Annotated in this window: 25 protein-coding genes; 15 read left to right on the forward strand and 10 right to left on the reverse strand. The window is 68.5% G+C overall.

Annotated elements, in window-relative coordinates:
* The first annotated feature begins 44 nt into the window (after positions 1–44).
* Both E0H73_RS06310 and E0H73_RS06315 read left to right on the forward strand, forming a co-directional pair.
* Positions 45–998, forward strand: a complete 954-nt coding sequence (locus tag E0H73_RS06310; RefSeq protein ID WP_131352426.1) for a quinone oxidoreductase family protein — start codon at positions 45–47, stop codon at positions 996–998.
* 20 nt (positions 999–1,018) lie between these two features.
* Positions 1,019–1,450: an organic hydroperoxide resistance protein gene (locus E0H73_RS06315; RefSeq protein ID WP_131352427.1), complete on the forward strand. Its 432-nt coding sequence runs from the start codon at positions 1,019–1,021 to the stop codon at positions 1,448–1,450.
* A 107-nt stretch (positions 1,451–1,557) separates the two neighbouring features.
* Here the strand turns inward: E0H73_RS06315 and E0H73_RS06320 are convergent, their stop codons facing one another.
* The 5 genes from E0H73_RS06320 to E0H73_RS06340 form a co-directional block, all read right to left on the reverse strand.
* Positions 1,558–2,379 (reverse strand): helix-turn-helix domain-containing protein, encoded by an 822-nt coding sequence (locus E0H73_RS06320; protein ID WP_131352567.1) that lies wholly within the window; start codon positions 2,377–2,379, stop codon positions 1,558–1,560.
* A gap of 122 nt (positions 2,380–2,501) precedes the next feature.
* Positions 2,502–3,596, reverse strand: a complete 1,095-nt coding sequence (locus E0H73_RS06325) for a flavin-containing monooxygenase (RefSeq protein WP_131352428.1) — start codon at positions 3,594–3,596, stop codon at positions 2,502–2,504.
* A gap of 109 nt (positions 3,597–3,705) precedes the next feature.
* The gene (locus E0H73_RS06330; protein ID WP_131352429.1) at positions 3,706–5,256 is read right to left on the reverse strand and encodes a helix-turn-helix transcriptional regulator; all 1,551 of its coding nucleotides are present in this window, start codon (positions 5,254–5,256) and stop codon (positions 3,706–3,708) included.
* 22 nt (positions 5,257–5,278) lie between these two features.
* Positions 5,279–5,809 carry a YbaK/EbsC family protein gene (locus tag E0H73_RS06335; RefSeq protein WP_131352430.1) on the reverse strand — a complete coding sequence of 177 codons (531 nt, stop codon included), beginning with the start codon at positions 5,807–5,809 and terminating at the stop codon, positions 5,279–5,281.
* A complete protein-coding gene (locus E0H73_RS06340; protein WP_131352431.1) occupies positions 5,806–6,117 on the reverse strand; it encodes a GNAT family N-acetyltransferase in 312 nt (103 codons plus the stop codon). Before E0H73_RS06340 ends, E0H73_RS06335 begins: the two co-directional genes overlap by 4 nt.
* A gap of 134 nt (positions 6,118–6,251) precedes the next feature.
* On the opposite strand from E0H73_RS06340, the gene E0H73_RS06345 reads away from it, so the two are divergent.
* Genes E0H73_RS06345 through E0H73_RS06380 form a run of 8 tightly spaced genes read left to right on the forward strand, consistent with a single transcriptional unit; the run spans position 6,252 to position 14,246 of the window.
* Positions 6,252–7,832, forward strand: a complete 1,581-nt coding sequence (locus tag E0H73_RS06345) for an MFS transporter (protein ID WP_131352432.1) — start codon at positions 6,252–6,254, stop codon at positions 7,830–7,832.
* A gap of 9 nt (positions 7,833–7,841) precedes the next feature.
* A complete protein-coding gene (locus tag E0H73_RS06350; RefSeq protein WP_131352433.1) occupies positions 7,842–9,302 on the forward strand; it encodes a cobyric acid synthase in 1,461 nt (486 codons plus the stop codon).
* Positions 9,303–9,324: 22 nt separating this feature from the next.
* A complete protein-coding gene (locus E0H73_RS06355; protein ID WP_131352434.1) occupies positions 9,325–9,888 on the forward strand; it encodes a DinB family protein in 564 nt (187 codons plus the stop codon).
* A 4-nt stretch (positions 9,889–9,892) separates the two neighbouring features.
* Positions 9,893–10,801: an RNA polymerase sigma factor SigJ gene (sigJ, locus tag E0H73_RS06360; protein ID WP_238163838.1), complete on the forward strand. Its 909-nt coding sequence runs from the start codon at positions 9,893–9,895 to the stop codon at positions 10,799–10,801.
* A 15-nt stretch (positions 10,802–10,816) separates the two neighbouring features.
* A complete protein-coding gene (locus tag E0H73_RS06365) occupies positions 10,817–11,548 on the forward strand; it encodes an SDR family oxidoreductase (protein ID WP_131352435.1) in 732 nt (243 codons plus the stop codon).
* Complete coding sequence (locus E0H73_RS06370) at positions 11,545–11,934, forward strand: hypothetical protein (protein ID WP_131352436.1); 390 nt, start codon at positions 11,545–11,547, stop codon at positions 11,932–11,934. The genes E0H73_RS06365 and E0H73_RS06370 overlap by 4 nt, the downstream gene beginning before the upstream one ends.
* A 34-nt stretch (positions 11,935–11,968) precedes the next feature.
* Entirely contained in the window at positions 11,969–13,090 is a 1,122-nt protein-coding gene (locus E0H73_RS06375; RefSeq protein ID WP_131352437.1) for a CaiB/BaiF CoA transferase family protein, read from the forward strand.
* Positions 13,091–13,103: 13 nt separating this feature from the next.
* A complete protein-coding gene (locus tag E0H73_RS06380; RefSeq protein WP_131352438.1) occupies positions 13,104–14,246 on the forward strand; it encodes an acyl-CoA dehydrogenase family protein in 1,143 nt (380 codons plus the stop codon).
* Between the two features lie 5 nt (positions 14,247–14,251).
* On the opposite strand, the gene E0H73_RS06385 is transcribed toward E0H73_RS06380, so the two are convergent.
* From E0H73_RS06385 to E0H73_RS06400, 4 genes are all read right to left on the reverse strand, one after another.
* The gene (locus tag E0H73_RS06385; RefSeq protein ID WP_131352439.1) at positions 14,252–14,485 is read right to left on the reverse strand and encodes a hypothetical protein; all 234 of its coding nucleotides are present in this window, start codon (positions 14,483–14,485) and stop codon (positions 14,252–14,254) included.
* 77 nt (positions 14,486–14,562) lie between these two features.
* On the reverse strand, positions 14,563–14,832 hold the full coding sequence (locus E0H73_RS06390; protein ID WP_131352440.1) for a DUF6510 family protein: 270 nt from the start codon (positions 14,830–14,832) through the stop codon (positions 14,563–14,565).
* Positions 14,829–15,581 (reverse strand): ferredoxin reductase, encoded by a 753-nt coding sequence (locus tag E0H73_RS06395; RefSeq protein ID WP_131352441.1) that lies wholly within the window; start codon positions 15,579–15,581, stop codon positions 14,829–14,831. Before E0H73_RS06395 ends, E0H73_RS06390 begins: the two co-directional genes overlap by 4 nt.
* Positions 15,551–16,144: a sulfite oxidase-like oxidoreductase gene (locus E0H73_RS06400; RefSeq protein ID WP_131352442.1), complete on the reverse strand. Its 594-nt coding sequence runs from the start codon at positions 16,142–16,144 to the stop codon at positions 15,551–15,553. The genes E0H73_RS06395 and E0H73_RS06400 overlap by 31 nt, the downstream gene beginning before the upstream one ends.
* A 117-nt stretch (positions 16,145–16,261) precedes the next feature.
* Here E0H73_RS06400 and E0H73_RS45760 point away from each other — a divergent pair, with 117 nt between their 5' ends.
* The 3 genes from E0H73_RS45760 to E0H73_RS06410 are packed head-to-tail and all read left to right on the forward strand — an operon-like array spanning position 16,262 to position 17,948.
* Positions 16,262–16,402 carry a hypothetical protein gene (locus tag E0H73_RS45760; RefSeq protein ID WP_165555504.1) on the forward strand — a complete coding sequence of 47 codons (141 nt, stop codon included), beginning with the start codon at positions 16,262–16,264 and terminating at the stop codon, positions 16,400–16,402.
* A gap of 44 nt (positions 16,403–16,446) precedes the next feature.
* On the forward strand, positions 16,447–17,214 hold the full coding sequence (locus E0H73_RS06405; RefSeq protein WP_131352443.1) for a GAF and ANTAR domain-containing protein: 768 nt from the start codon (positions 16,447–16,449) through the stop codon (positions 17,212–17,214).
* Positions 17,211–17,948 carry a GAF and ANTAR domain-containing protein gene (locus E0H73_RS06410; RefSeq protein WP_131352444.1) on the forward strand — a complete coding sequence of 246 codons (738 nt, stop codon included), beginning with the start codon at positions 17,211–17,213 and terminating at the stop codon, positions 17,946–17,948. The genes E0H73_RS06405 and E0H73_RS06410 overlap by 4 nt, the downstream gene beginning before the upstream one ends.
* Positions 17,949–17,983: 35 nt before the next feature.
* Here the strand turns inward: E0H73_RS06410 and E0H73_RS06415 are convergent, their stop codons facing one another.
* Complete coding sequence (locus tag E0H73_RS06415) at positions 17,984–18,730, reverse strand: MerR family transcriptional regulator (RefSeq protein WP_238163839.1); 747 nt, start codon at positions 18,728–18,730, stop codon at positions 17,984–17,986.
* Between the two features lie 82 nt (positions 18,731–18,812).
* Between E0H73_RS06415 and E0H73_RS06420 the strand changes: the two genes are divergently transcribed.
* Both E0H73_RS06420 and E0H73_RS06425 read left to right on the forward strand, forming a co-directional pair.
* The gene (locus E0H73_RS06420) at positions 18,813–20,036 is read left to right on the forward strand and encodes an acetyl-CoA C-acetyltransferase (protein ID WP_272949113.1); all 1,224 of its coding nucleotides are present in this window, start codon (positions 18,813–18,815) and stop codon (positions 20,034–20,036) included.
* Positions 20,033–22,165 (forward strand): 3-hydroxyacyl-CoA dehydrogenase NAD-binding domain-containing protein, encoded by a 2,133-nt coding sequence (locus tag E0H73_RS06425; protein ID WP_131352446.1) that lies wholly within the window; start codon positions 20,033–20,035, stop codon positions 22,163–22,165. The genes E0H73_RS06420 and E0H73_RS06425 overlap by 4 nt, the downstream gene beginning before the upstream one ends.
* Positions 22,166–22,337 lie beyond the last annotated feature (172 nt).

Consider the following 22,337-nt stretch of genomic DNA (forward strand, 5'->3'; position numbering starts at 1 on the left):
GTATAGTACGGTGTATCGAACGGACAACGGAAGGCAGGGAGAACGTGCGAGCGGTACAGATCGCCGAGTTCGGCGGACCTGAGGTGCTGAAGGTCAGCGACGTCGCGGAGCCGGTGGCCGGCGACGGACAGCTCCTGATCACGGTGGACCGCGCGGGGATCAACTACGCGGACACACATCAGGTCGAGAACAGCTACCTGTCCAAGGCGCAGCTGCCGCTGACCCCGGGTGGTGAGGTGGTCGGACACACTCCGGACGGCCGCCGGGTGGTCGCGCTGGTCGGCTCCGGCGGATACGCCGAGAAGGCGGTCGCCCAGGCCGCGGTGGCGTTCGACGTACCCGAAGAGGTCTCTGACGGAGCGGCGCTCGCACTCGTGGTCCAGGGGACCACGGCCTGGCATCTGCTCAAGACCATGAGCCACATGGCACCCGGCGAATCCGTGCTGGTGCACGCCGGTGCCGGCGGTGTCGGCTCGTTGGCCGTGCAGCTCGCGAAGCTGTGGGGCGCCGGCCGAGTGATCGCGACCGCGTCCTCGGAGGAGAAGCGCAACCAGACCATCGAGCTCGGTGCGGACGTCGCCATCGACGGTACGCCGGAAGGCCTGAAGGACCGGATCATCGAGGCGAACGGCGGCAAGCCGGTCGACATCGTGCTGGAGATGGTCGGCGGGCCGACGTTCGACGAGTCGTTCGCGGCGCTGGCGCCGTTCGGCCGGCTGGTGACCTTCGGTGCCGCGTCCCGGCAGGCCGCTGCGGCGATCGACCCGGGCCGGCTGATGAAGGGCTCGAAGACCATCGCCGGTTTCTGGCTGGTCGACTGCCTCCGTGATCCCGCCACTGTCAGCGGTCCGCTGGCCGAGCTGTTCGAACTCACCGTCAGCGGCAAGCTCACCGCGATCGTCGGCGGGGACTACGCGCTGTCCGACGTCGCAACCGCCCATGAAGACATGCGAGCCCGCCGCACCGTCGGCAAGCTCGTGCTCGACCCCACTCGCTGAACGAACCAGGAGAACGACATATGACCATCGCAGTCGAGAAGGTTGTGTACACCGCCCGCGCGACCGCCCAGGGCGGCCGGGACGGCAAGGTGGCCACCAACGACGGCAAGCTCGACGTCGTCGTCGCACCGCCGGCCGAGATGGGTGGCAACGGCAACGGAACCAACCCGGAGCAGCTGTTCGCGGCCGGCTTCGCGGCGTGCTTCCACAGCGCGCTGAAGCTGGTCGCGCGCAAGGCCCGCCAGGACGCCGACGGCTCGACCGTCACGGCCGCGGTCGGCATCGGCCCGATCAACGGCGGCGCAGGCTACGGCCTGGAGGTGGAGCTCGAGGTGAGCCTGCCCGGCGTCGACCGCGCCGTCGCCGAGGAGCTGGTCGCCAAGGCGCACGAGGTGTGTCCGTACTCCAACGCCACTCGCGGCAACATCAAGGTCGACCTCACAATCGCCTGAACCACCCAGCACCTTGTGCACCCACCAACCAGATCCGGTCCCGCCAACTGGTCGAACCGTGCCCAAAGTCGGGATTGGATCGGGAGGGTGGGGTGGGGGTGGGTGGGTCAGAGGCGGGCGAGGGCTTCCTTCAGGAGGCCCTCGGTCGCCGAGACCGGCGCTGCCGCGATCGTGAGTGCCTCCATGATCGCGACGTACTCGTCGACCTCTTCGAGCTTGTCCAGGTAGAGCGCGCTGGCCGCGTGCTCGATGTAGACGATGTCCGGCAGGTCACCGTCGGGGAACCGCAGCAGGCTGAATGCGCCGCCGGTGCCTGGATACCCGACACTGCTGAACGGCATGATCTGCAAGGTGATGTTGGGCTGCTGCGCCCACATGATCAGGTGCTCGATCTGAGACCGCAGGATCGCCTCGCCGCCGACCGGCCGGTGCAGGACCGACTCGTCGATGACCACCCACAGCCGGGCCGGATTCAACCGGGTCAGGATCTGCTGCCGGGTCACCCGCAGCGAGACCCGCTGCTCGACCTCGTCGCCGGGCAGGAACGACTTGCCCAGCTGGACGACGGCCCGGGCGTACTCCTCGGTCTGCAGCAACCCTGGGACGAACATCACCTCGTAGGTCCGGATCAGTGTCGCCGCGACCTCGAGGCCGACGTAGTTGTTGAACCAGCTCGGCATCACGTCGCCGTACCGGGACCACCAGCCGGGGTTGTTCGCGGCCCGGGCCAGCTCCATCAGCCGCTTGCGTTCGTCCTCGTCGTCCAGCCCGTAGAGCCCGAGCAGGTCGTTGACGTCGCGCTCCTTGAACCCGACGCGCCCGAGTTCCATCCGGCTGACCTTGGACTCCGAGGCACGGATCTGCCAGCCCGCATCGGCGCGACTGATCCCGGCGGACTCCCGCATCCGCCGCAGCTGTCCGCCCAGCATGATCCGGAGGGCGGTCGGCCCGCCCTCGCCACCAGCCACTGTCACTGACTCACCCACGCCCTCGCTCCGGGGTTGCGAGGGGAACCCGGCACCCGTCCACTCACCCATTTCAGCCCGCGATGCTACCGCCTGTCCACGGTAACGGGCCGACTGGCACTCCGAACGGTGTTTTGACGCAGCTGCCGTAGCAGATACCGGGCATCCCGGTCCAGCCCCTGGATGGTCCCTGACGCAACAGCGAACTGGAACTCGAGCCCGAGGAACATCAGGCCGGGCTCACCGGTCGCGACGCCACGCTCGTGCCGCACCCGGCCACCTTCGAAGACGGGCAGGTCGAGGAAGCTGTGGTCCGGACCCGAACCGGTGCACCACACCACCGTCCCGACATCGGGCAGTATGTCGCCCTCGGCGGTCACCGGCTGCCCGTCCCGCACGCTCTCGATCCGGCTGGTCGCGACCACGCCGGCTGCGTCGAGATCCGCGAGCTTGTTGCGGACCAGCGTGACCCCGTGGCCTTCCCGCTCGGCCAGCGCCTTGCGGCCCATCGGCGTACGACGGGTAAGGACGTGCCGGAACACGAACATCACGATCGGCAGCATCATCCGGCCGCGACCCGAGTCGATGTCGACCGGGACCTGACCCGGATGCCGCCCGGCGAGCAGCGTGCGGTGGGTCTTGACGGCCTCCAACGCGATGTCGGTGCCGGAGTTCGCCGCGCCGACCACCAGAACGGTGCCGTCGGCAAGCTGTTCCGGGTTGCGGTACTCGAGCGAGTGCAGTTGCCGGATCGCCGGGTCGAGTTCACTCGCGAACGCCGGTCGCTGTGGCACCGCGTGCGATCCGCCGGCCACGATCACCTGGTCGGCCAGGTACTCACCCTCGTCGGTCTCCACCCGGAAGCCCTCGGCGTCGCGCGACACCCGTGTCACTCGTACGCCGGCCCGCACGGGCAGCTCGAAGTGGGCGGCGTACTGCTCGAGGTAGTCGCCCATCTCGTCCCGTGTCGGGCAGTCGTCCACCGGGATCGGCAGACCCGGCAGACTCGCGTACCGCGGCGGACTGAACAGCCGCAGCGAGTCGTACCGTCGTCGCCACGAGTCACCGATCCGCGGATGTCCTTCGAGGATCACGAAGTCCTCACCCCGCCGCTTCAGGTGGTAGCCCATCACCAGACCGGCCTGTCCGCCGCCGATCACCACAGTCCCGAACCTGTTCATTCCAGCCCCCTTGTGCCGTTCGTTCGGCTCAACGTAGGACTACGGACCGTGCCGCCACATCGACCGACCACGCCAAGCAAGGCGCGGCGGACTGGTCATTTCTACCCAGTCAGACCAGGCCCTTCTCGTAGGCGTACGCCGTGGCCGCCGCCCGGCTGGAGACACCGAGCTTGCCGAAGATGTTGCTCACGTGCCGGGCGACGGTCCGCTCGCTGAGGAACAGCTGCTCACCCACCGCCCGGTTGGTGATGCCCGTGGCCAGCAGCCGCAGTACCTCCAGCTCCCGCGGGCTCAGCCCGCCGGTCTGACCGGTGTCCTCGAGTGCTGCCAGGTCGGCCAGCGCCCCGAGCTGCTCGAACGCTGCCCGGGCACTGGCGAGCTCCATCTGCTCCGCATCACCGTCACCGAGCGCGCCACAGGCCCGCCCGACCAGCACCCGAGTCCGCGCCGCCTCGTAGGGCATCTCCAGCTCCTGCCACAACATCCATGCCCGCCGCAACAACGGCATCGCCCCGCGCGCATCGTCACCCGCAACACGGACCGCCCCTTCGCAGTACGCCGCCAACGCCTGCAGGTACGGCGAATCGACGCGGGCGAACTCGTTCAGCTCGGCAGCGGCCTTCCGCGCCGCCTCGAGATCACCACAGTCGACGGCCAGGTCCACCCTGGCCGCAAGGAGCGCCGGACGCGTCGCAGCCAGCGGGTCCTCGGCCAGTGCTCGTTCGAGTCCCGCGATCGCCGACGCATGGTTTCCCTGTGCGGCCCGCAGCCTGGCCAGACCTGGCTGTACCTCCGCGCCCTCGCTACCGGCTCGTTGATACGCCTGCTCGGCCTCCGCATACCGTCCGCGCTGGCGTTCGAGCTCGGCCACTTGGTACCACGCAGACCCGACCGCTCCGGGAGCCAGCCGCCGGCAAGCATCCTCTGCGGCGCCCGCCGCCTCGGACCACGCCCCGCGCAGTTGCAGGATCTGCGACCGATGCACCAGACACACCCCGCGGTACGGCACCAGGCCGGACTGCTGGTCGCACCAGCCCGTCAGCGCGTGTGTCCACTCCTGCGCCCGGCGTACGTCGTACAGCCGCATGCAGAGATCGATCACGGCGCAGTAGGCGATCCCAGCGACCTCAGGGCCGACCCGACCGGCGGTGACGTGCACCATCGCCTCGTCCAGTGCCGTCAGGGCCTCGGTCCGCCGGCCGAGCATCTCCAGGCATCGGCCGCGGCCGAGCGATGCCAACGCGATCGCGGACGGTTCGGTCGCGAGCTCGCGGGCCTGTTCGAATCGAGGGAGTGCGGTGACGGGATCGCCGGTCATCATCCGCGTGGCCGCGTCGGCCTGCAGGAACATTCCGGTCAGCTCGATGTTCTCGGCCGGAATCATCCGCTCGACCCGGGCCCGCCACCCGGCGGCCCGGGCGAACTCGCCGCGGCCCTGCAGGTGGAAGCCGAGCCAGAACGCGCTGCGGACCGCTAGGTCGACATCACCGCGGGCGAGATGCTCCTCGAACGCGCGCTCACGGTAGCCCGCGACCTCGTCGTCGTGACCGAGGACGAAGGCGGCGACGGCCAGCCGGTCGAGGTCGGCCGGTGGGAGTGGGCTGTGCTGGTCGGCGGCGGTCAGCTCGGCGTACTCGGCCGGCCAGTCGTACTGCTCCATCGCACCCCCAACCGCCCAGCCGCTAGCCCTGTGCCAGCGCCAACACTGTTGCTGCTGGCAACTTGGCCAGGTCGGCCCCGTCCAGCAGGATCTTGGACCCCCGGATGCCGCTGCCGATCACGACCAGTCCGGCCCGGGTGACCGCCTCGTCGACCAGCACCGGCCACGCGGCCGGCAGTCCGATCGGGGTGATCCCGCCGTACTCCATGCCGGTCGAGCTGACCGCGTCGTCCTGGGCGGCGAAGGAGATCTTCCGTACGCCGAGATGCTTGCGGATCACGCCGTTCACATCCGCCCGGTCGGTGGCCAGCACCATCACCGCGGCGTACGTCGACTCCCCGGCGCGCTTGCCGTGCACGATCACGCAGTTCGCCGACGCATCCATCGGTACGTCGTACTCCGCGCAGAAGGCGGCGGTGTCGGCCAGGCCGGGGTCGATCGCGGCTGCGTAGGCGGTGAGGTCGCCGAGCGCGTCACGCACCGGCGCGGCCAGGAGCTCGGGCACCTCGGCGGCGGGCCGCCACTCGACCTTGCCCAGCACCGGTGCGGTCACTTGGCCGCCTCCTCACCGGGGCGGCGGACCAGGTCGGCGTACTCGGTGTGCTGCTGGAGATAGTCCTGGTAGAACGGGCAGGCCGGCTTGACCCGCAGGCCGAGGGCGCGGGCGTCGTCGAGGGACTTCGACGCGATCCGGCCGGCCACACCGCGGCCGCGGAACTCGGGCAGGGTCTCGGCGTGCAGGAAGCTGATCACGCCCGGGTGCAGCTTGTAGTCGACGAATCCCATCAGATGGCCGTCGGTGTCCACTGCCTCGTACCGGCTGCGCTCCTTGGCGTCGACGACGCTGATCTCGTTCTCCATGTCCGCCACTGTAACCAGCGCACCCGGACACGGGCCGCGTGACCGTGGGTTTTGACTTCGTCACCCCTGGGGTACCGGCCCCGAGGGTGTCCGGCCGGACACACCGTGGCATCACGGGCTCGGGAGGAGCAGGGATGAGCGAGCACGCACTGGAAGAAGGCAGAGCGATACCGAGTCTCGTGCCGGCCCGGATGGACCGGCTGCCGTGGACCAGGTTCCACTGGATGATCGTCGTCGGCCTCGGCGTCTCCTGGATCCTGGACGGCCTCGAGATCCAGCTGGTCTCGCTGGTCGGAAACGTGCTCAAGGAGCCGGAGACGCTCCACCTGACCACCTCCGAGGTCGGCCTGATGGCCTCCGTCTACCTGGCCGGTGAGGTGGTCGGTGCGCTGGTCTTCGGCCGGCTCACCGACAAGTGGGGCCGGCGCAGCCTGTTCATCATCACGCTGATGGTCTACCTGGTCGCGTCCGGTCTGGCCGGCCTGTCCTGGGACATCTACTCGCTGCTGTTCTTCCGGTTCATCGCCGGTATGGGCATCGGCGGTGAGTACGCCGCGATCAACTCCGCGATCGACGAGCTGATCCCGTCGAAGTTCCGCGGTCGGGTCGACATCGGCATCAACGGCACCTACTGGGCCGGCGCGCTGATCGGATCCGCGGTCGGTCTGGTCTTCCTGAACGAGGACATCATCCCGATCGAGTGGGGCTGGCGGCTGTGCTTCCTGATCGGTCCGGTGATGGGTCTGATGATCATCTACCTGCGCCGGCACATCCCGGAGAGCCCGCGCTGGCTGATGACGCACGGCCGGGTCGAGGAGGCCGAGCGGACCGTCGACGAGATCGAGGAGACGGTCCGGCGGCAGGGCGGCGAGCTGCGTGAGGTGACCGACGACGAGGCGATCAACGTGATCGACTACCCGCCGGTGACGTACCGCGAGATCGCCCGGGTGATGCTGCGCGACTACCGCAGCCGGTCCTTCCTCGGCTTCTCGATGATGGTCACCCAGGCCTTCCTCTACAACGCGATCTTCTTCACCTACGCGCTGGTCCTGAAGGCGTACTTCGGCCTGAACGACTCCAGCATCGCGCTCTACTTCTTCCCGTTCGCGATCGGCAACCTGGCCGGTCCGCTGCTGCTCGGCCACTTCTTCGACACCATCGGCCGGCGCAAGATGATCCTCGGCACGTACTCCGTGTCGGCGGTGGTGCTGTTCATCACCGCGCTGCTGTTCAACGCCGGCGCGCTGAGTGCGGTCACGCTGACCCTGCTGTGGTGCGTGGTGTTCTTCTTCGCCTCGGCCGGCGCGTCGTCGGCGTACCTGACGGTGAGCGAGATCTTCCCGATCGAGCTGCGTGGTCAGGCGATCTCGTTCTTCTTCGCGATCTCGCAGCTCACCGGTGGTGTGATCGCGCCGTTCCTGTTCGCCTCGCTGATCGGTGAGGGCGACAACCCGGCGCGCGGTCCGCTGACCGTCGGCTACATCATCGGTGCGGCCGTGATGCTGATCGGTGGTCTGATCGCCTGGTTCTTCGGGGTCGACGCGGAAGGCAAGTCGCTGGAGAACATCGCGAAGCCGCTGTCGGCCCGCGAGGGTGGCGCGGGGACCCGGTTCCAGGGCCCGCGGCCGCGGCTGCCCAGCACCGACGCCCAGGTCCGCCGGATCACCCCGGTGAAGCCGGAGGCCGAGCAGAGCAGACCGTCCGACGACGCTTAAGATCCCCGCGTGGGCTCACTCCTGATCGCAGGTACGACGTCGGATGCGGGTAAGACGACCGTGGTGACGGGGTTGTGCCGGTGGCTGGCTCGGCAGGGTGTGCGGGTGGCGCCGTACAAGGCGCAGAACATGTCGAACAACTCGATGGTCTGCGCGGACGGCACCGAGATCGGCCGGGCCCAGTGGATCCAGGCGGTCGCGGCCGGTGCGGAGCCCGAGGCGGCGATGAACCCGGTGCTGCTGAAGCCGGGCAGTGACCAGCGGAGTCACGTCGTACTGATGGGGGAGCCGTGGGGCGAGTTGTCGTCCCGCGGCTTCCTCACCGAGCGGGCCGAGTTGGCCAAGGCCGCGTTCGCGGCGTACGACGATCTGGCCTCGCGGTACGACGTGGTGATCAGTGAGGGCGCCGGCAGTCCGACAGAGATCAATCTGCGGCGGTCGGACTATGTGAACATGGGACTCGCGCAGCACATCAAGGCCCCGGTGGTTGTTGTCGGCGACATCGATCGCGGGGGAGTGTTCGCGTCGATGTTCGGCACGGTGGCGTTGCTGGACGCGGCTGACCAATCGCTCATCAGCGGGTTCCTCGTGAACAAGTTCCGCGGCGACGCGTCCCTGCTCCAGCCGGGCATCGACATGCTCACGTCCGTCACCGGCCGCCCGACGTACGGCGTACTGCCGTGGCTGCCCGAGCTGTGGCTGGACTCCGAGGACGCGCTGGACATCCCGGTACGTCGTACCTCCCCGGCTGATCTGCTCACGGTGGCGGTGATCCGATTCCCGCGGATCAGCAACTTCACCGACCTCGATGCGCTGGCGGTCGAGCCGACGAACAGCGTGTTCTTCACCACCAGCCCGGCCGAAGTGCGGGACGCGGATCTCGTCGTACTGCCGGGGTCGCGGGCAACGGTGTCGGATCTGGCGTGGCTGCGTTCGCTCGGTCTCGCGGATGCGGTCAGCGCGCGGGTGGCGGCCGGGCGGCCGGTGCTCGGGATCTGTGGTGGCTACCAGGCTTTGGGCGGCCCGATCACCGATCCGCACGGCGTCGAGGGCGGCGGTGAACACGCAGGCCTGGACCTGTTGCCGGTAGCAACGGAGTTCTCTCGGGCGAAGGTGCTGGCTCGGCCTGCGCCGACGGCGTACGAGATCCATCACGGCGTGGTGACCGTGACGGGCGACGCGTCGGCGTTCCCGGGTGGTTGCCGGGTCGGGAACACCTGGGGGACGATCTGGCACGGGCTGCTCGACGACGACGCTGCCCGGCATGCCTTCCTGACCGAGGTGGCTCAGCTGACCGGCAAGCCGGCACCGGACGGCACGGTCTCGTTCGCCGGTCTCCGTGAGGCGCGGCTGGACAGGCTCGCGGACGCCATCGACGAGTACGTCGACACCGACGCTTTGCTGAGGCTGATCGACGACGGGCCCGGGTGGGTGCCGTTCATTCCGCCGGGCGCACCGGAAACTGTCTGACGCCTGCACTAGCGTCCCGTCCATGAAGGCCGAACTGCAGAAGTACCTCCAAGGCACCCGTGCGGTGATGCTGGCCAAGCTCGACGGCCTGAGTGAGTACGATCGCCGCCGCCCGCTGGTGCCGTCCGGGACGAACCTGCTCGGACTGGTCAAGCACTTGGTCGGGATCGAGTACGTCTACCTCGGCACGAGCGTCGGGCGACCACCGCCGAAGCCGCTGCCGTGGGAGGAGGACGGCACTGTCTGGGACGGCGGAGACATGTGGGCGCTGCCGTCCGAGAGCACGGAGTACCTCACCGGTCTCTACCGCGACGCGTGCACCCACAGCGACCGGTCCATTGACGAGCTCGACCTGGACATGCCGGCCGAGGTCCCGCACTGGCCCGAGGGGGGCCGAAGTACGACGTTCGGCGCGTTGCTGGTCCGGGTCGTCGACGAGACAGCCCATCACGCCGGCCACGCGGACATCGTGCGTGAGCTCATCGACGGCCAGGGCGGGTCTGACGCGGACCACATGGACGAGGCCGGCTGGTCGGAGTACTACGCCAAGATCCAGCGAGCCGCGGAGGCCTTCCTGACAGACTGACGGAGTGGATGACTTCGAGCGCCTGCGTGGACGGATGTTCGGGATCGCCTACCGGATGATGGGTACCGCGACCGATGCCGAGGAGATCCTGCAGGACGCCTGGCTGCGCTGGCGGGCCACCGATCAGGATTCCGTCCGCGATCCGGATGCCTACCTGGCCCGGGTGGTCACCAACCTGTCGATCAAGCAGCTCACGTCTGCGCGAGCTCGGCGGGAGACGTACGTCGGGGAGTGGCTGCCCGAGCCGGTGCTGAGCGGGCGGGCGGAGTTCGACGAGCTCGGGCCGCTGGATGTCGTGGCCGAGCGGGAGTCGGTGTCGTTCGCGTTGTTGCTGGTGCTCGAGCGGCTGACGCCGGCGGAGCGGGCGGCGTACGTGCTGAAGGAGGCGTTCGGTTACAGCCATCGCGAGGTGGCCGAGCTGATCGGCACGACCGAGGTCAACGCCCGGCAGCTCGCGTCCCGTGCGGCGAAACGGATCGCGGCCGAGCCGCGGCGGGACCAGCCTGTCGACCGGGCCGGCTGGCGCGAGCTGGTGGACCGGTTCATCGCCGCGGCCCGGCTGGGTGAGATCGAGGAACTGGAGAAGCTGCTCGCGGGCGACGTCGTATCGCGGGCGGACGGCGGCGGCAAGGTGATCGCGGCCCGGAACGCGCTGGTCGGCAAGGAGCGGGTCGCACGCTACCTGGTCGGCGTGATCGAGCGCTTCGGCGGCGGTATCGAGGCGGGCCTCGCCGAGGCCAACGGCCGTCCCGCACTGGTTGCCTTTGGCCCCGACGGCGTGCACGCGGTGTGCTTCATCGAGTTCGGTGCCGAGGGCATCACCGACCTGCGGCTGGTGATGAACCCGGACAAGCTCACCTTCGCGGCCCGCCAACTGTCACGAATCGACGGGCTGCCGGATCTGAGCTGGTGACAGAAAGGACACCAGATGCGTTCCATCCTCGTCACCGGTGGCACCGGGACACTCGGCCGGCCCACCGTCGGGCGGCTGCGTGCGGCCGGCCACCAGGTTCGGATTTTCAGCCGGAAGCCCGGGCCTGATCGCTTCGTCGGCGACCTGACGACCTGCGCGGGTCTGGCCGCGGCGGTCGAGGGCATCGACGTGATCGTGAACCTCGCCACCAGCCTCGGCCGCCGCGACGAGCGGCAGGCGCGCAACCTGCTCGACGCCGCCCGAGCTGCTGGTACGCCGCATGTCGTCCAGATGTCGATCGTCGGCGTCGACCGGATCCCGATGCCGTACTACCGGACCAAGCTCGTTGTCGAGCGGCTCGTCGAGAAGTCCGGCGTACCGTTCACGATCCTGCGGGCGACGCAGTTCCACAATCTGATCGACCAGATCTTTCGCGCGCAGCGATTCCTGCCATTGCTGTTCGCGCCCGCTGTCACCCTCCAGCCGATCGCCGTCGAGGATGTCGCCGGCCGGTTGGTCGAGCTCGTCGCGGCAGCACCCGCCAACGGGCGCGTCGTCGACATCGGCGGTCCGGAACGCCGAACGGTCCCGGACCTGGCCCTGCTCTGGAAGCTCGCGCGGGGTTCTCACCGGCCGACCGTCCCGGTCCGGGTGCCGGGAAAGACGTTTCGTGCCTACGCCACCACCGGGCCTCTGGTCGACGGGACGCCGTACGGTCGGATCACGTTCGCGGAGTACCTCGCATGAGGGGCTATGTGCGGTCGGTGCTGGTGGTGTTCGGGGCGTACCAACTGGTCCTCGGTCTGTGGTTGCTGCTCTTCCCGTTCTCGTTCTACGACGACGTGCCGACGGTGGACTGGACGCCGCCGTACAGCGAGCATCTGTTCCGCGACTTCGGGGGCGCGACGCTCGGTCTGGCGGTGATCTTCATCGCTGCCGCGGTGCGGTTCGACCGGGTGCTCAGCACGGTCGCACTGATCGCGTACCTCGTCGGTGCGGTGCCGCACCTGGTCTTCCACCTCGGTCACCTCGAGGGCGACTCGCCCGGGTGGTCGATCGCGCTCGGCGTGGTGCTGGCCCTGAGCGTGCTGGTCCCGGCCGTGGCGCTGGCGTTGGTTCGCACAGTGACTTGACGACCGTGACAGTAGCACTGTCACAATAGCGGGCATGGGTCCACTGCAGGGCGTCAAGGTGGTCGAGCTGGCCGGGATCGGTCCGGCGCCGTTCGCGTGCATGATGCTGGCCGAGCTTGGCGCCGACGTACTGCGGATCGATCGGCCCGGTGGTGGATTGGCGTTCGGCCCGCCGGAGTACGAGCTGGTGAACCGCGGTCGCCGCAGCGTGGCCCTGGACCTGAAGCACCCGGCCGCGATCGACGTCGTACGACGCTTGGCCGCGCAGGCCGACGTACTCGTCGAGGGCTTCCGGCCGGGCGTCGCCGAGCGCCTCGGCGTCGGTCCCGAGGACTGTCACGCGATCAATCCCAGGCTGGTCTACGGGCGGATGACCGGCTGGGGCCAGGACGGACCGCTCGCGCAGACCGCTGGGCACGACATCGACTACCTCGCGGTCTCGGGTGCTCTGCATCTGATCGGTCGTGCGGGTGGTCCGCCGCAGGTGCCGGCCAACCTGCTCGGTGATTTCGCCGGCGGCTCGCTCTACCTGGTGGTCGGCGTTCTCGCGGCGTTGCACGAAGCTCAGCGCAGCGGCCGCGGTCAGGTGGTCGACGCTGCGATCGTCGACGGCTCCGCCCACCTGACCACGATGCTGCTCGGGGCGACGGCCGCCGGGAACTGGCGGGAGGATCGCGGGACGAACCTGCTCGACACCGGCGCGCCGTTCTACGACGTTTACGAGACGGCAGAGGGCAAGCATGTTGCCGTCGGTGCGATCGAGCCGCAGTTCTACGACGAGCTGATCGCGAAGCTCGGGATCAGCGCACCGGATCGCAACGATCCGGCCAACTGGCCCGAGCTGCGCAAGGTGCTGACCGAGACCTTCCTGCAGCGCACCCAGGCGGAGTGGGCGGAGACCTTCGACGATTCCAACGCCTGCGTGGCGCCGGTGCTGCCACTCGCCGCCGACCATCCACATCTTGTTGCCCGAGGCACCTTCGTCGAGCACGACGGAGTCCGCCAAGCCGCCCCCGCACCACGCTTCTCCGGTACGCCGACCAGCCTCGGGCGACCGCCCGCGCGGCCCGGACAGCACACCCGCGAGGCTTTGACCGAGTGGGGCATCACCGACATCGACGACCTGCTGCAGACCGGCGCCGCCGTACAGAACTGAGAGGAACCGCCCAATGGAACGTCAGCTGTTCGACGCCGATCATGATGCCTTCCGGGAGACCGTGCGAGCCTTCTGCGACAAGGAGATCGTGCCGCACCACGACAGCTGGGAGGAGGCCGGCATCGTCCCGCGCGAGCTGTGGACCGCGGCCGGCCAGGCGGGCCTGCTCGGCTTCATGATGCCGGAGGAGCACGGCGGCGGCGGAGTGCGGGACTACCGCTTCAACACCGTGCTGATCGAGGAACTGACCCGGGCGCGCGCGAGTGGTGTCGGCTTCACGATCCACACCGACATCAATTCGGCGTACCTGCTGGACTATGCGACCGAGGAGCAGAAGGCGCGGTGGCTGCCGAAGTTCTGCTCGGGGGAGACCATCACCGCGATCGCGATGACCGAGCCGGGCGCCGGCAGCGACCTGCAGGGCATCCAGACGACGGCTCGGCGCGACGGCGACCACTACGTGCTGAACGGGCAGAAGACGTTCATCTCCAACGGAATCCTCGCCGACCTCGTCATCGTGGTGGCCAAGACCGACCCGGCGGCCGGGGCGCAGGGTGTCTCGCTGCTGGTGGTCGAGCGCGGCATGCCCGGGTTCGAGCGCGGCCGCAATCTGGAGAAGATCGGGCTGAAGGCGCAGGACACCGCGGAGTTGTTCTTCGACAACGTCCGCGTGCCGGCCGAGAATCTGCTCGGCGAGGAGGGCAAGGGCTTCGTCTACCTGATGGAGAAGCTGCCGCAGGAACGGCTGACCATCGCGGTCGTCGCGGCGGCCGCCTGCGAGAACCTGCTCGACGACACGCTGCGCTACGTGAAGGAGCGCACGGCCTTCGGCCGGCCGATCGGCTCGTTCCAGAACAGTCGTTTCGTGCTCGCCGAGATCGCGACGGAGACGCAGATCGCCCGGGTGTTCGTGGATCGTTGCGTCCAGGAGCTGAACGCCGGCACGCTCACCGTGGCCGAGGCCGCGATGGCCAAGTGGTGGACCACCGAGTTGCAGAAGAAGGTCGTCGACCGCTGCCTGCAACTGCACGGCGGCTACGGCTTCATGACCGAGTACCCGATCGCCAAGGCCTACCTGGACACCCGGATCCAGACCATCTACGGCGGCACCACCGAAATCATGAAGGAGATCGTGGGCCGCAGCCTCGGGATCTAGTACATCTAGTGCTCAGGCTCACCCTCGACGCGCTGGCTCAACTCGTAGCGCAATCTGCTCCGGTAGATCGCGAGCCGCAGATCGATGACCCTGGCTGTGCCTGCCGTGTGCGGCCGCTGGGCGTCGAGGTCGTCGACGACGGCCAATGCGGCCCTCAGATCCTCGGGTTGCCATGAATCCAATGGCTCGGACCGCGCGAGACGGTCGAGATAGTCAGGCTCATGATCTGAGATCGCCACCAGTCCTTCCGGGAAGGGTAGGAGGGCGCCGGGGTCTGGAACCGCCTATGACGGATCTGCTCAGCCTACGCCTGAGGCTACGGATTAGGCAGCCTGAGGTATGTCAGGCCGCGGAGGTCCACATAGACGTCGGACGGAGTGGTGACGACGCGGAGGAGCACGCCGTCGCAGCCGGAACAGCGGGCGACCAGGCCGGGCGCGTTCACGTAGACGTGGGATTCGGCGAACACGGCGGTCTGCCCGCAGCCATTGCACTGGGTGATCGCGGCGGTCACGTCCATCGCGAAGACTTCGCTCAGCGCGCCGGCGGCGGCATTGCCGTCCAAATAGCTGGCATCTGTGGTCATCGCGGGCCTCCAGTCGGTCCGAATCGCTCGGTTCTGACGCGGGCCGGATCGTGGCCGGCGGCGACCAGCAGATCTGCCACCGCCTCCACGAACGGCGTCGGCCCACACACGTACGTCGTCGGCTCGTCCGCCGGCTTGAACGCGAGCCGCTCGATCAAATCGGCGTCGATACGCCCCACTCGAGGCTCCCCGGCCGGCGCCTCCCGCGTGTAGACGAGTCGCACGTCGACGTCGTCCGACGCGGCCAGTTCCTTCAGGTCCTCCACGTAGATCACCGAGGCGGGCCGTCGTACCGAGTAGAGCAGGCGGACCGGCGTCGTACTGCCCGCGGCGGCGTGGGTACGCAGCATCGCGCGCAGCGGCACGATCCCCGATCCACCGCCGATCAACTGCACCGGCCCTTCCTGCTCGGGCTTCCAGACGAACCACCCGCCGACCGGACCGCGGATCTCGAGCGGATCGCCCACCTGCAGCACATCGACCAGGTACGGCGAGACCTCACCTTCGGGCACCTGCTCGACAGTGAGCTCGATCGTGTCACCGGCCCACGCCGAAGCGACCGAGTACGACCGCGAGGCGCGATACCCGTCGGGCGCGGTCAACCGGACGTCCAGGTGCTGCCCGGCGAGGTGCCCCGGCCAGTCCGGTACGTCGACGACCAGCGTGCGAGCGGTCGCCGTCTCTCGCCGTACGCCGGTGACAGTGCCGACCTGCCAGGTCAGTCGCCGGCGTATCGCTGTTCTTTCCATGGGTCTCCGTACTCGTGGTAACCAGCGGTCTCCCAGAAGCCGAGGTCCTGGTTGTCGGACAGCACCATCCCGCGGACCCACTTCGCGCTCTTCCAGAAATACAGGTGTGGGACCAGCAGGCGGGCCGGGCCACCGTGCTCGGGGTCGATCGGCTCGCCGTCGTACTCGTAGGCGATCCAGGCCTGACCGTCGAGCAGGTCTTCCATCGGCAGGTTGGTCGTGTACCCGCCGTAGCTGTGCACGAGTGCGTAGTCGGCGCTGGTCTCCACATCCGCGAGCAAGGTGTCGAGCGAGACGCCCTTCCAGTTCGTCTCCAGCTTCGACCACCGGGTCACGCAGTGGATGTCCTTGGTGATCTCGTCGGCCGGCAGCGCCAGCAGCCCGGACCAGTCCCACTTGGTCGCCTCACCAGTCTCCGTGGTGACGGTGAACTCCCAGTGTTCGGTCCGGATGTGCGGGGTCGGGCCGGCCGACAGCACCGGGAAGTCCTGCGTCAGGTACTGCCCGGGCGGAAGGTCCGCACTCCGCCGGCGGCCGGTGAATCCCGGCGACACAATCCCCATCGCAACCTCCCCTGGTTCGTCTGAAGGCAGTCAATCACGCCGCGGCCTAGACTGTCAGGGAAGGTGCTGCCCCGGACCCCGGCAGCTTGTGCGCGGGCCGACTGGGATGGAGCGTCGATGAGCGAATGGATCGGTCTGCCCGCCGCCGTGGCCGAGAAGACGCCCGCACCGAAGCGAGCGAAAGAGCCTGAACCGGAGCAGGGTCCGGACGCCGAACCGAGCGTGTCGCCGACTGACAGCGAGTCGGCCGACGAGTAGGGCCGCTTGGGTGAGACGTCCGCGCGGCGGCGGCACGAGTCTGGATGGAGCGGGTGGATCAAGACCGCGGTGCCAGGGTGTGGGGGGCGATCGACGCCGCTGCGCGGATCGACGGCGGATTGCCTTCGCTGCGCTACGCCGTGTCGGCCTGCAGCGAGGCCCTGTCGGCGGTAGGCGCCGGGCTGTCCATGTCGCCCGAGGCCGGACCGTACGAACCACTGCTGGCGACCACGTCCGAGGTCGGTGTGTTGGAGGAGTTGCAGTTCACCCTCGGCCAGGGCCCCAGCGCCGATGCGATCGCGAGCGGCGCGCCGGTGCTGGCGACCGACTTGTCCGCGCTGGATGCGGTCAGTCGGTGGCCCGCGTTCGCGCCGGCCGCGGCCCGGCACGGCGTACGCGGCATCTTCGCCTTCCCGATCGGTGCGGGTGCGGCCAGGATCGGCGCCCTGAGTATCTACCGGCGGCAGGCTGGACCCCTCGGCGGCGATCAACTCCTGGACGCCTTGGTGTACGCCGACGCGGTCTTCGTCCTCGCGCTCGACGACCGTCACGGGTTGAGCGCAGACTTGGACCAGGTGATCGATGCGGCGTTCACCGCGCGCCGTGCGGAGGTGCACCAGGCGGCCGGACTCGTGGCGGCCCAGCAGCGCATCAGTGTCACCGATGCGCTCGCTCTCCTGCGTGCCCACGCGTTCAGCAGCGGCAGTCCGTTGCACGTGATCGCCACCGAGGTCATGGCCCGCCGTCTGTTCCTGAACGGCGACCATCAGGAATCTGAGCATGCTGAGAATGAAGAGGAGGATGAGAGATGAGCGTGTCTGACCGCAGGGCGAGAGAAGTGTTCATCGAGCTGGCCGACACCCTCGTCGACGATTTCGACATCATCGACTTCCTGGATCGGCTCGCCACGCGCTGCAACGAGCTGCTGGGGGTGTCGGCGTGCGGCATCCTGCTCGTCGACCACCACGGCACGTTGAACCAGGTCGCGGCCTCGACGGAGCAGGCGATGCTGGTCGAGCTGAGTCAGTTGCAGAACTCCGAAGGCCCGTGCCTGGACGCGTTCACCACCGGACGCCCGGTCCAGTCCGGGGACATGCGTGAGGCCGATACGCGGTGGCCCCGGTTCAGCGCTGCCGCAATCGACGCCGGCTATCTGGCGGTGCACGCGTTGCCGATGCGGCTGCGCGGCACCGTCCTCGGAGCGGTCAACCTGTTCAGCGCCACCGCCGGACCGCTCGACGACGACACCATCGCGCTGGGGCAGGCATTGGCTGACGCGGCGAGTATCGGCATCATCCACCAGCGCGCACTGGCCCGCCAGGAGATCGTCACCGAACAGCTCCAGTCGGCGCTGAACAGCCGCATCCTGATCGAGCAGGCCAAGGGGTTCCTCACCCACAGCCTTGCGGTCGGAGTCGACGAGGCGTTCGCGATCATGCGGACCTATGCGCGCACCCACAATCGCCGTCTCACCGACGTCGCCAACGACGTCGTCCAGGGCCGGGTTGACCTTGCGGGGCCGGCGCGGGAATCGCCGTCTGCGTAGGAACTCCGGCTGGGGACACGAGGGCCGCCGGCCCGTCAGAGGCGTTTGCTCTGGGTGCGGCGGATCGTGTCGCGCTGGGTCTCGCCGACGGCTCGCTCGTACGCCAGCACCAGGCCCTGGATCGTCACCGGCTTGAACCGCTCGACCAGCTGCTGGATGTGCTCCGGCGGACCACCCGAGTCCCGGTAGTGCGGCCACACCTTGGTCCGGAACACCTCGGTGAGCTCCTCCGCGATCGCGCGGCCGTGCTCGGTGAAGATCCGGCCGGCGGCGAGTACGGCGTCGACCGGCAGATCCAGATCGAGGAGCTCGACGCCCAGACTGAGATGAGCGGTCGCGACCTGGAAGACGTCCTCGTCCGGCGTCGGCTCGACCACGCCGAGCGCGACCAGCATCTCGATGTCGTCGTCGGTGAGTTCACGACCGGTACGGCGTACCAGGGCTGTGCGGTCCAGGGTCTCCGGGAGGTCGCGCATCCATGGGGTCAGCAGCGTCCGGTGCAGAGCGATGTCCTGCGGTGTTGCGTTCGGCGGGATGCGGTCCAGGTAGCCCTCGATCGCGGACAGGGTGAAGCCGTGGGCCTGCAGTTCACGGACCAGATCGAGCCGGGCGATGTGTTCCGGACCGTAGTAGCCGACCCGGCCGCGCCGGATGGGTGGCGGGATCAGGCCGCGGCCGGCGTAGAAGCGGAGCGTCCGCACCGTCATCCCGACCCGAGTTGAGAGCTCGTCCACCGTCAGTGTCGCCTCGTCCACGGTTCCCCCCGCGCTGGTTTCCGGCATGGCGGAGATCATAACGAGGCCCCCTTGACCATCGTGACACCAGAACTGTCACAATCGTGGGGAGTCTTCGACCGACGGGATCATGATGACCAGTGAAGCCTTCCTGTACGACGCGATCCGCACCCCCCGCGGCAAGGGCAAACCGACGGGTGCCCTGTACGAGGTCAAGCCGATCCAGCTGATCACCGGCCTCCTGCACGAACTGCGGAACCGGCACCCCGAGCTGGACCCGGCCACGATCGACGACGTCGTTCTCGGTGTCGTCACGCCGATCGGCGACCAGGGCATGGACATCGCCCGGACCGCGGTGCTGGCGGCGGGCTACCCGGAGACGACCGGCGGCGTACAGCTCAACCGGTTCTGCGCGTCCGGCCTCGAGGCGGTCAACCAGGCGGCGCAGCGGGTCCGGTCCGGGTGGGAGGACTTCATCCTCGCCGGCGGCGTCGAGTCGATGTCCCGCGTGCCGATGGCGTCCGACGGGGGTGCCTGGGCGATGGACCCGGAGACCGCCCTGGCGACGAACTTCATCCCGCAGGGCATCAGCGCGGACCTGATCGCCACCCTCGACGGCTTCTCCCGCACCGACGTCGACGCATACGCCGCCGAGTCGCACGCCCGAGCCGCCAAGGCCTGGGCCAACGGCTACTTCGGCCGCTCCGTCGTCCCAGTGAACGATCGCAACGGCCTGCAGATCCTGGACCACGACCAGTTGGTCAGGCCGGGCACGACGGTCGAAACGCTGGCCGGACTGCCCGTGTCGTTCGCGGCGATCGGGGAGCACGGTGGCTTCGACGCGGTCGCCCTGGAGAAGTACGTGACCGTCGAGCGGATCAATCACGTCCACCACGCCGGCAACTCGTCCGGCATCGTCGACGGCGCCGCGCTGGTTGCTGTTGGCAACGAGAAGGCCGGGGAGGCGCTCGGTCAGGCACCTCGCGGCCGCGTGGTCGCCACCGGCGTCAGTGGCGCCGACCCGACGATCATGCTGACCGGTCCGGCACCGGCCGCCCGGAAGGCCTTGGCTCGCGCGGGGCTCGAGGTCGACGATATCGACCTGTTCGAGATGAACGAGGCGTTCGCCGCCGCGGTCCTGCATTTCATGAAGGATCTCGGCGTACCGCACGAGAAGGTGAACGTGAACGGCGGCGCGATCGCACTCGGTCACCCGCTCGGTGCCACCGGCGCCATGCTGATCGGAACCCTGCTGGACGAACTGGAGCGGCGCGAGCTCCGGTACGGACTGGCCACCCTGTGCGTCGGCGGCGGGATGGGCGTCGCGACGATCATCGAGAGGCTTGCGGCATGATCTCCTGGCAGAACGTCGACGGTGTCGTCACCCTGACGATGGACGACCCGGACGCGTCGGCGAACACCATGAACGAGGCGTATCTGACCTCCATGGGCGACATGATCTCCCGGCTCCAGTCCGAATCGGGCCTCAAGGGTGTCGTCATCACGAGCGCCAAGTCCACCTTCTTCGCCGGCGGCAACCTGCAGATGTTGTCGCAGATCCAGCCCAGCGATGCGGCGCAGGTCTTCGCCACGGTCGAAGAGGTCAAGCGACAACTCCGTGCACTGGAGACTCTGGGCGTCCCGGTCGTTGCAGCGATCAACGGTTCCGCTCTTGGCGGTGGCCTGGAGATCGCGCTCGCCTGCCATCACCGGATCGTTGCTGACGACAACCGGATCGAGCTCGGCGTACCGGAAGTAACGCTTGGCCTGCTGCCCGGCGGTGGCGGCGTGACCCGGACCGTCCGGATGCTCGGCCTGCAAGACGCGCTGATGAAGGTGCTGCTGCAGGGGCAGCGGATGAAACCCGCCCATGCCGAGTCGGTCGGCATCGTGGACGAAGTCGTCCCGGCCGAGGAACTCCTCGACGCCGCCTACCGCTGGATCGACGCGTACGACGGTGACGCCAAGCAGCCGTGGGATCGCGACGGTTACAAGATCCCCGGCGGTACGCCGTCGTCCCCGAAGCTGGCCGCGTTCCTCCCGGCCTTCCCGGCCAACCTGCGCAAGCAGCTGAAAGGCGCGCCGTACCCAGCTCCGCGAGCGATCATGAGCGCGGCTGTCGAGGGCAGCCAGGTCGACTTCGCCACCGCGTCGCGGATCGAGTCGCGGTACTTCGTGTCGCTGGCGACCGGGCAGATCGCGAAGAACATGATCCAGGCGTTCTTCTTCGACCTGCAGGCGATCAACGCCGGTGCGTCGCGGCCGGACGGCGTACCTCGCTTTTCCGCCCGGAAGGTCGGCGTCCTCGGTGCCGGGATGATGGGCGCGGGGATCGCGTACGTCTGCGCGAAGGCGGGCATCGACGTGGTCTTGAAGGACGTGACGCTCGAGGCGGCCGCTCGCGGCAAGGAGTACTCCGAGAAGCTGCTCGCGAAGCAGGTGCAGAAGGGGCGGACGACCGCGGGGCAGGTGGAGGAGTTTCTCAGCCGGATCACGCCGACCGCGGACCCGAACGACCTGGCCGGGTGCGATCTGGTGATCGAGGCGGTGTTCGAGAGCGAGGAGCTCAAGCAGAAGGTGTTCGCCGAGATCGCCGGCGTGGTCGAGCCGGACGCGCTGCTCTGCTCGAACACCTCGACGCTGCCGATCACCTCGCTGGCCGACGGCATCGACCGGCCGGACGACTTCCTCGGCATGCACTTCTTCTCGCCGGTCGATCGGATGCCATTGGTCGAGCTGATCGTGGGGCAGAAGACATCGGATCGCGCCATCGCCAAGGCGTACGACGTGGTCCGGCAGATCAGGAAAACGCCGATCGTGGTCAACGACAGCCGGGGCTTCTTCACCTCGCGGGTGTTCGGAACGCTGGTGATGGAGGGCGCGGCGATGGTCGCCGAGGGCATCGACCCGGTGACGATCGAACGGGCCGCAACCCAGATGGGCTTCCCGGCGCCGCCGCTGGCGATGCTGGACGAGGTCACGCTGACGCTGCCGCAGAAGATCCGGGACGCGGCCCGGGCGGCCGGGGACAGCGCCGGCGCGTTCGACGAGCATCCGGGGATGGCGGTCGCGGACCGGCTGGTGAACGAGTTCGACCGGCGCGGGAAGGCCGCGGGTGCCGGCTTCTACGACTACCCGGCAGACGGTCCCAAGACCCTGTGGCCGGGGCTGTGGGAGCACTTCCCGCGACGGGACGACGTACCGCTGATCGATCTGCAGGAGCGGATGACGTTCGCGATGGCGCTGGAGACGGTGAAGTGTCTCGATGAAGGGGTACTACGCTCTGTTGCCGACGCCAACATCGGATCGATCTTCGGCATCGGTTTTCCACCGCTGTACGGCGGTGCGCTGCAGTACATCAACGGCTACGGACTGCCTGCGTTCGTCGAGCGTGCGCGGGCGTTGGCGTCGTCGTACGGAACCCGGTTCGAGCCGCCGGAACTGCTGGTGCGCAAGGCTTCGGCGGGGGAGATGTTCGGCTGATCACGGTCTGATACCACCCGAGCAACATTCCACAGATTCGAACAAAGAAGAGCGCGCCCGGTCTTGCGCCGGGCGCGCTTTTGAGCGATGGTGCTACACACTTCTCCAACGATTCACCTGGGAGCGTCGGAGCGGAATCCTTCCACCGGATGGGTACCGTGCCGGAAAGACC

Source organism: Kribbella pittospori (genome assembly GCF_004331465.1).
Classification (GTDB): domain Bacteria; phylum Actinomycetota; class Actinomycetes; order Propionibacteriales; family Kribbellaceae; genus Kribbella; species Kribbella pittospori.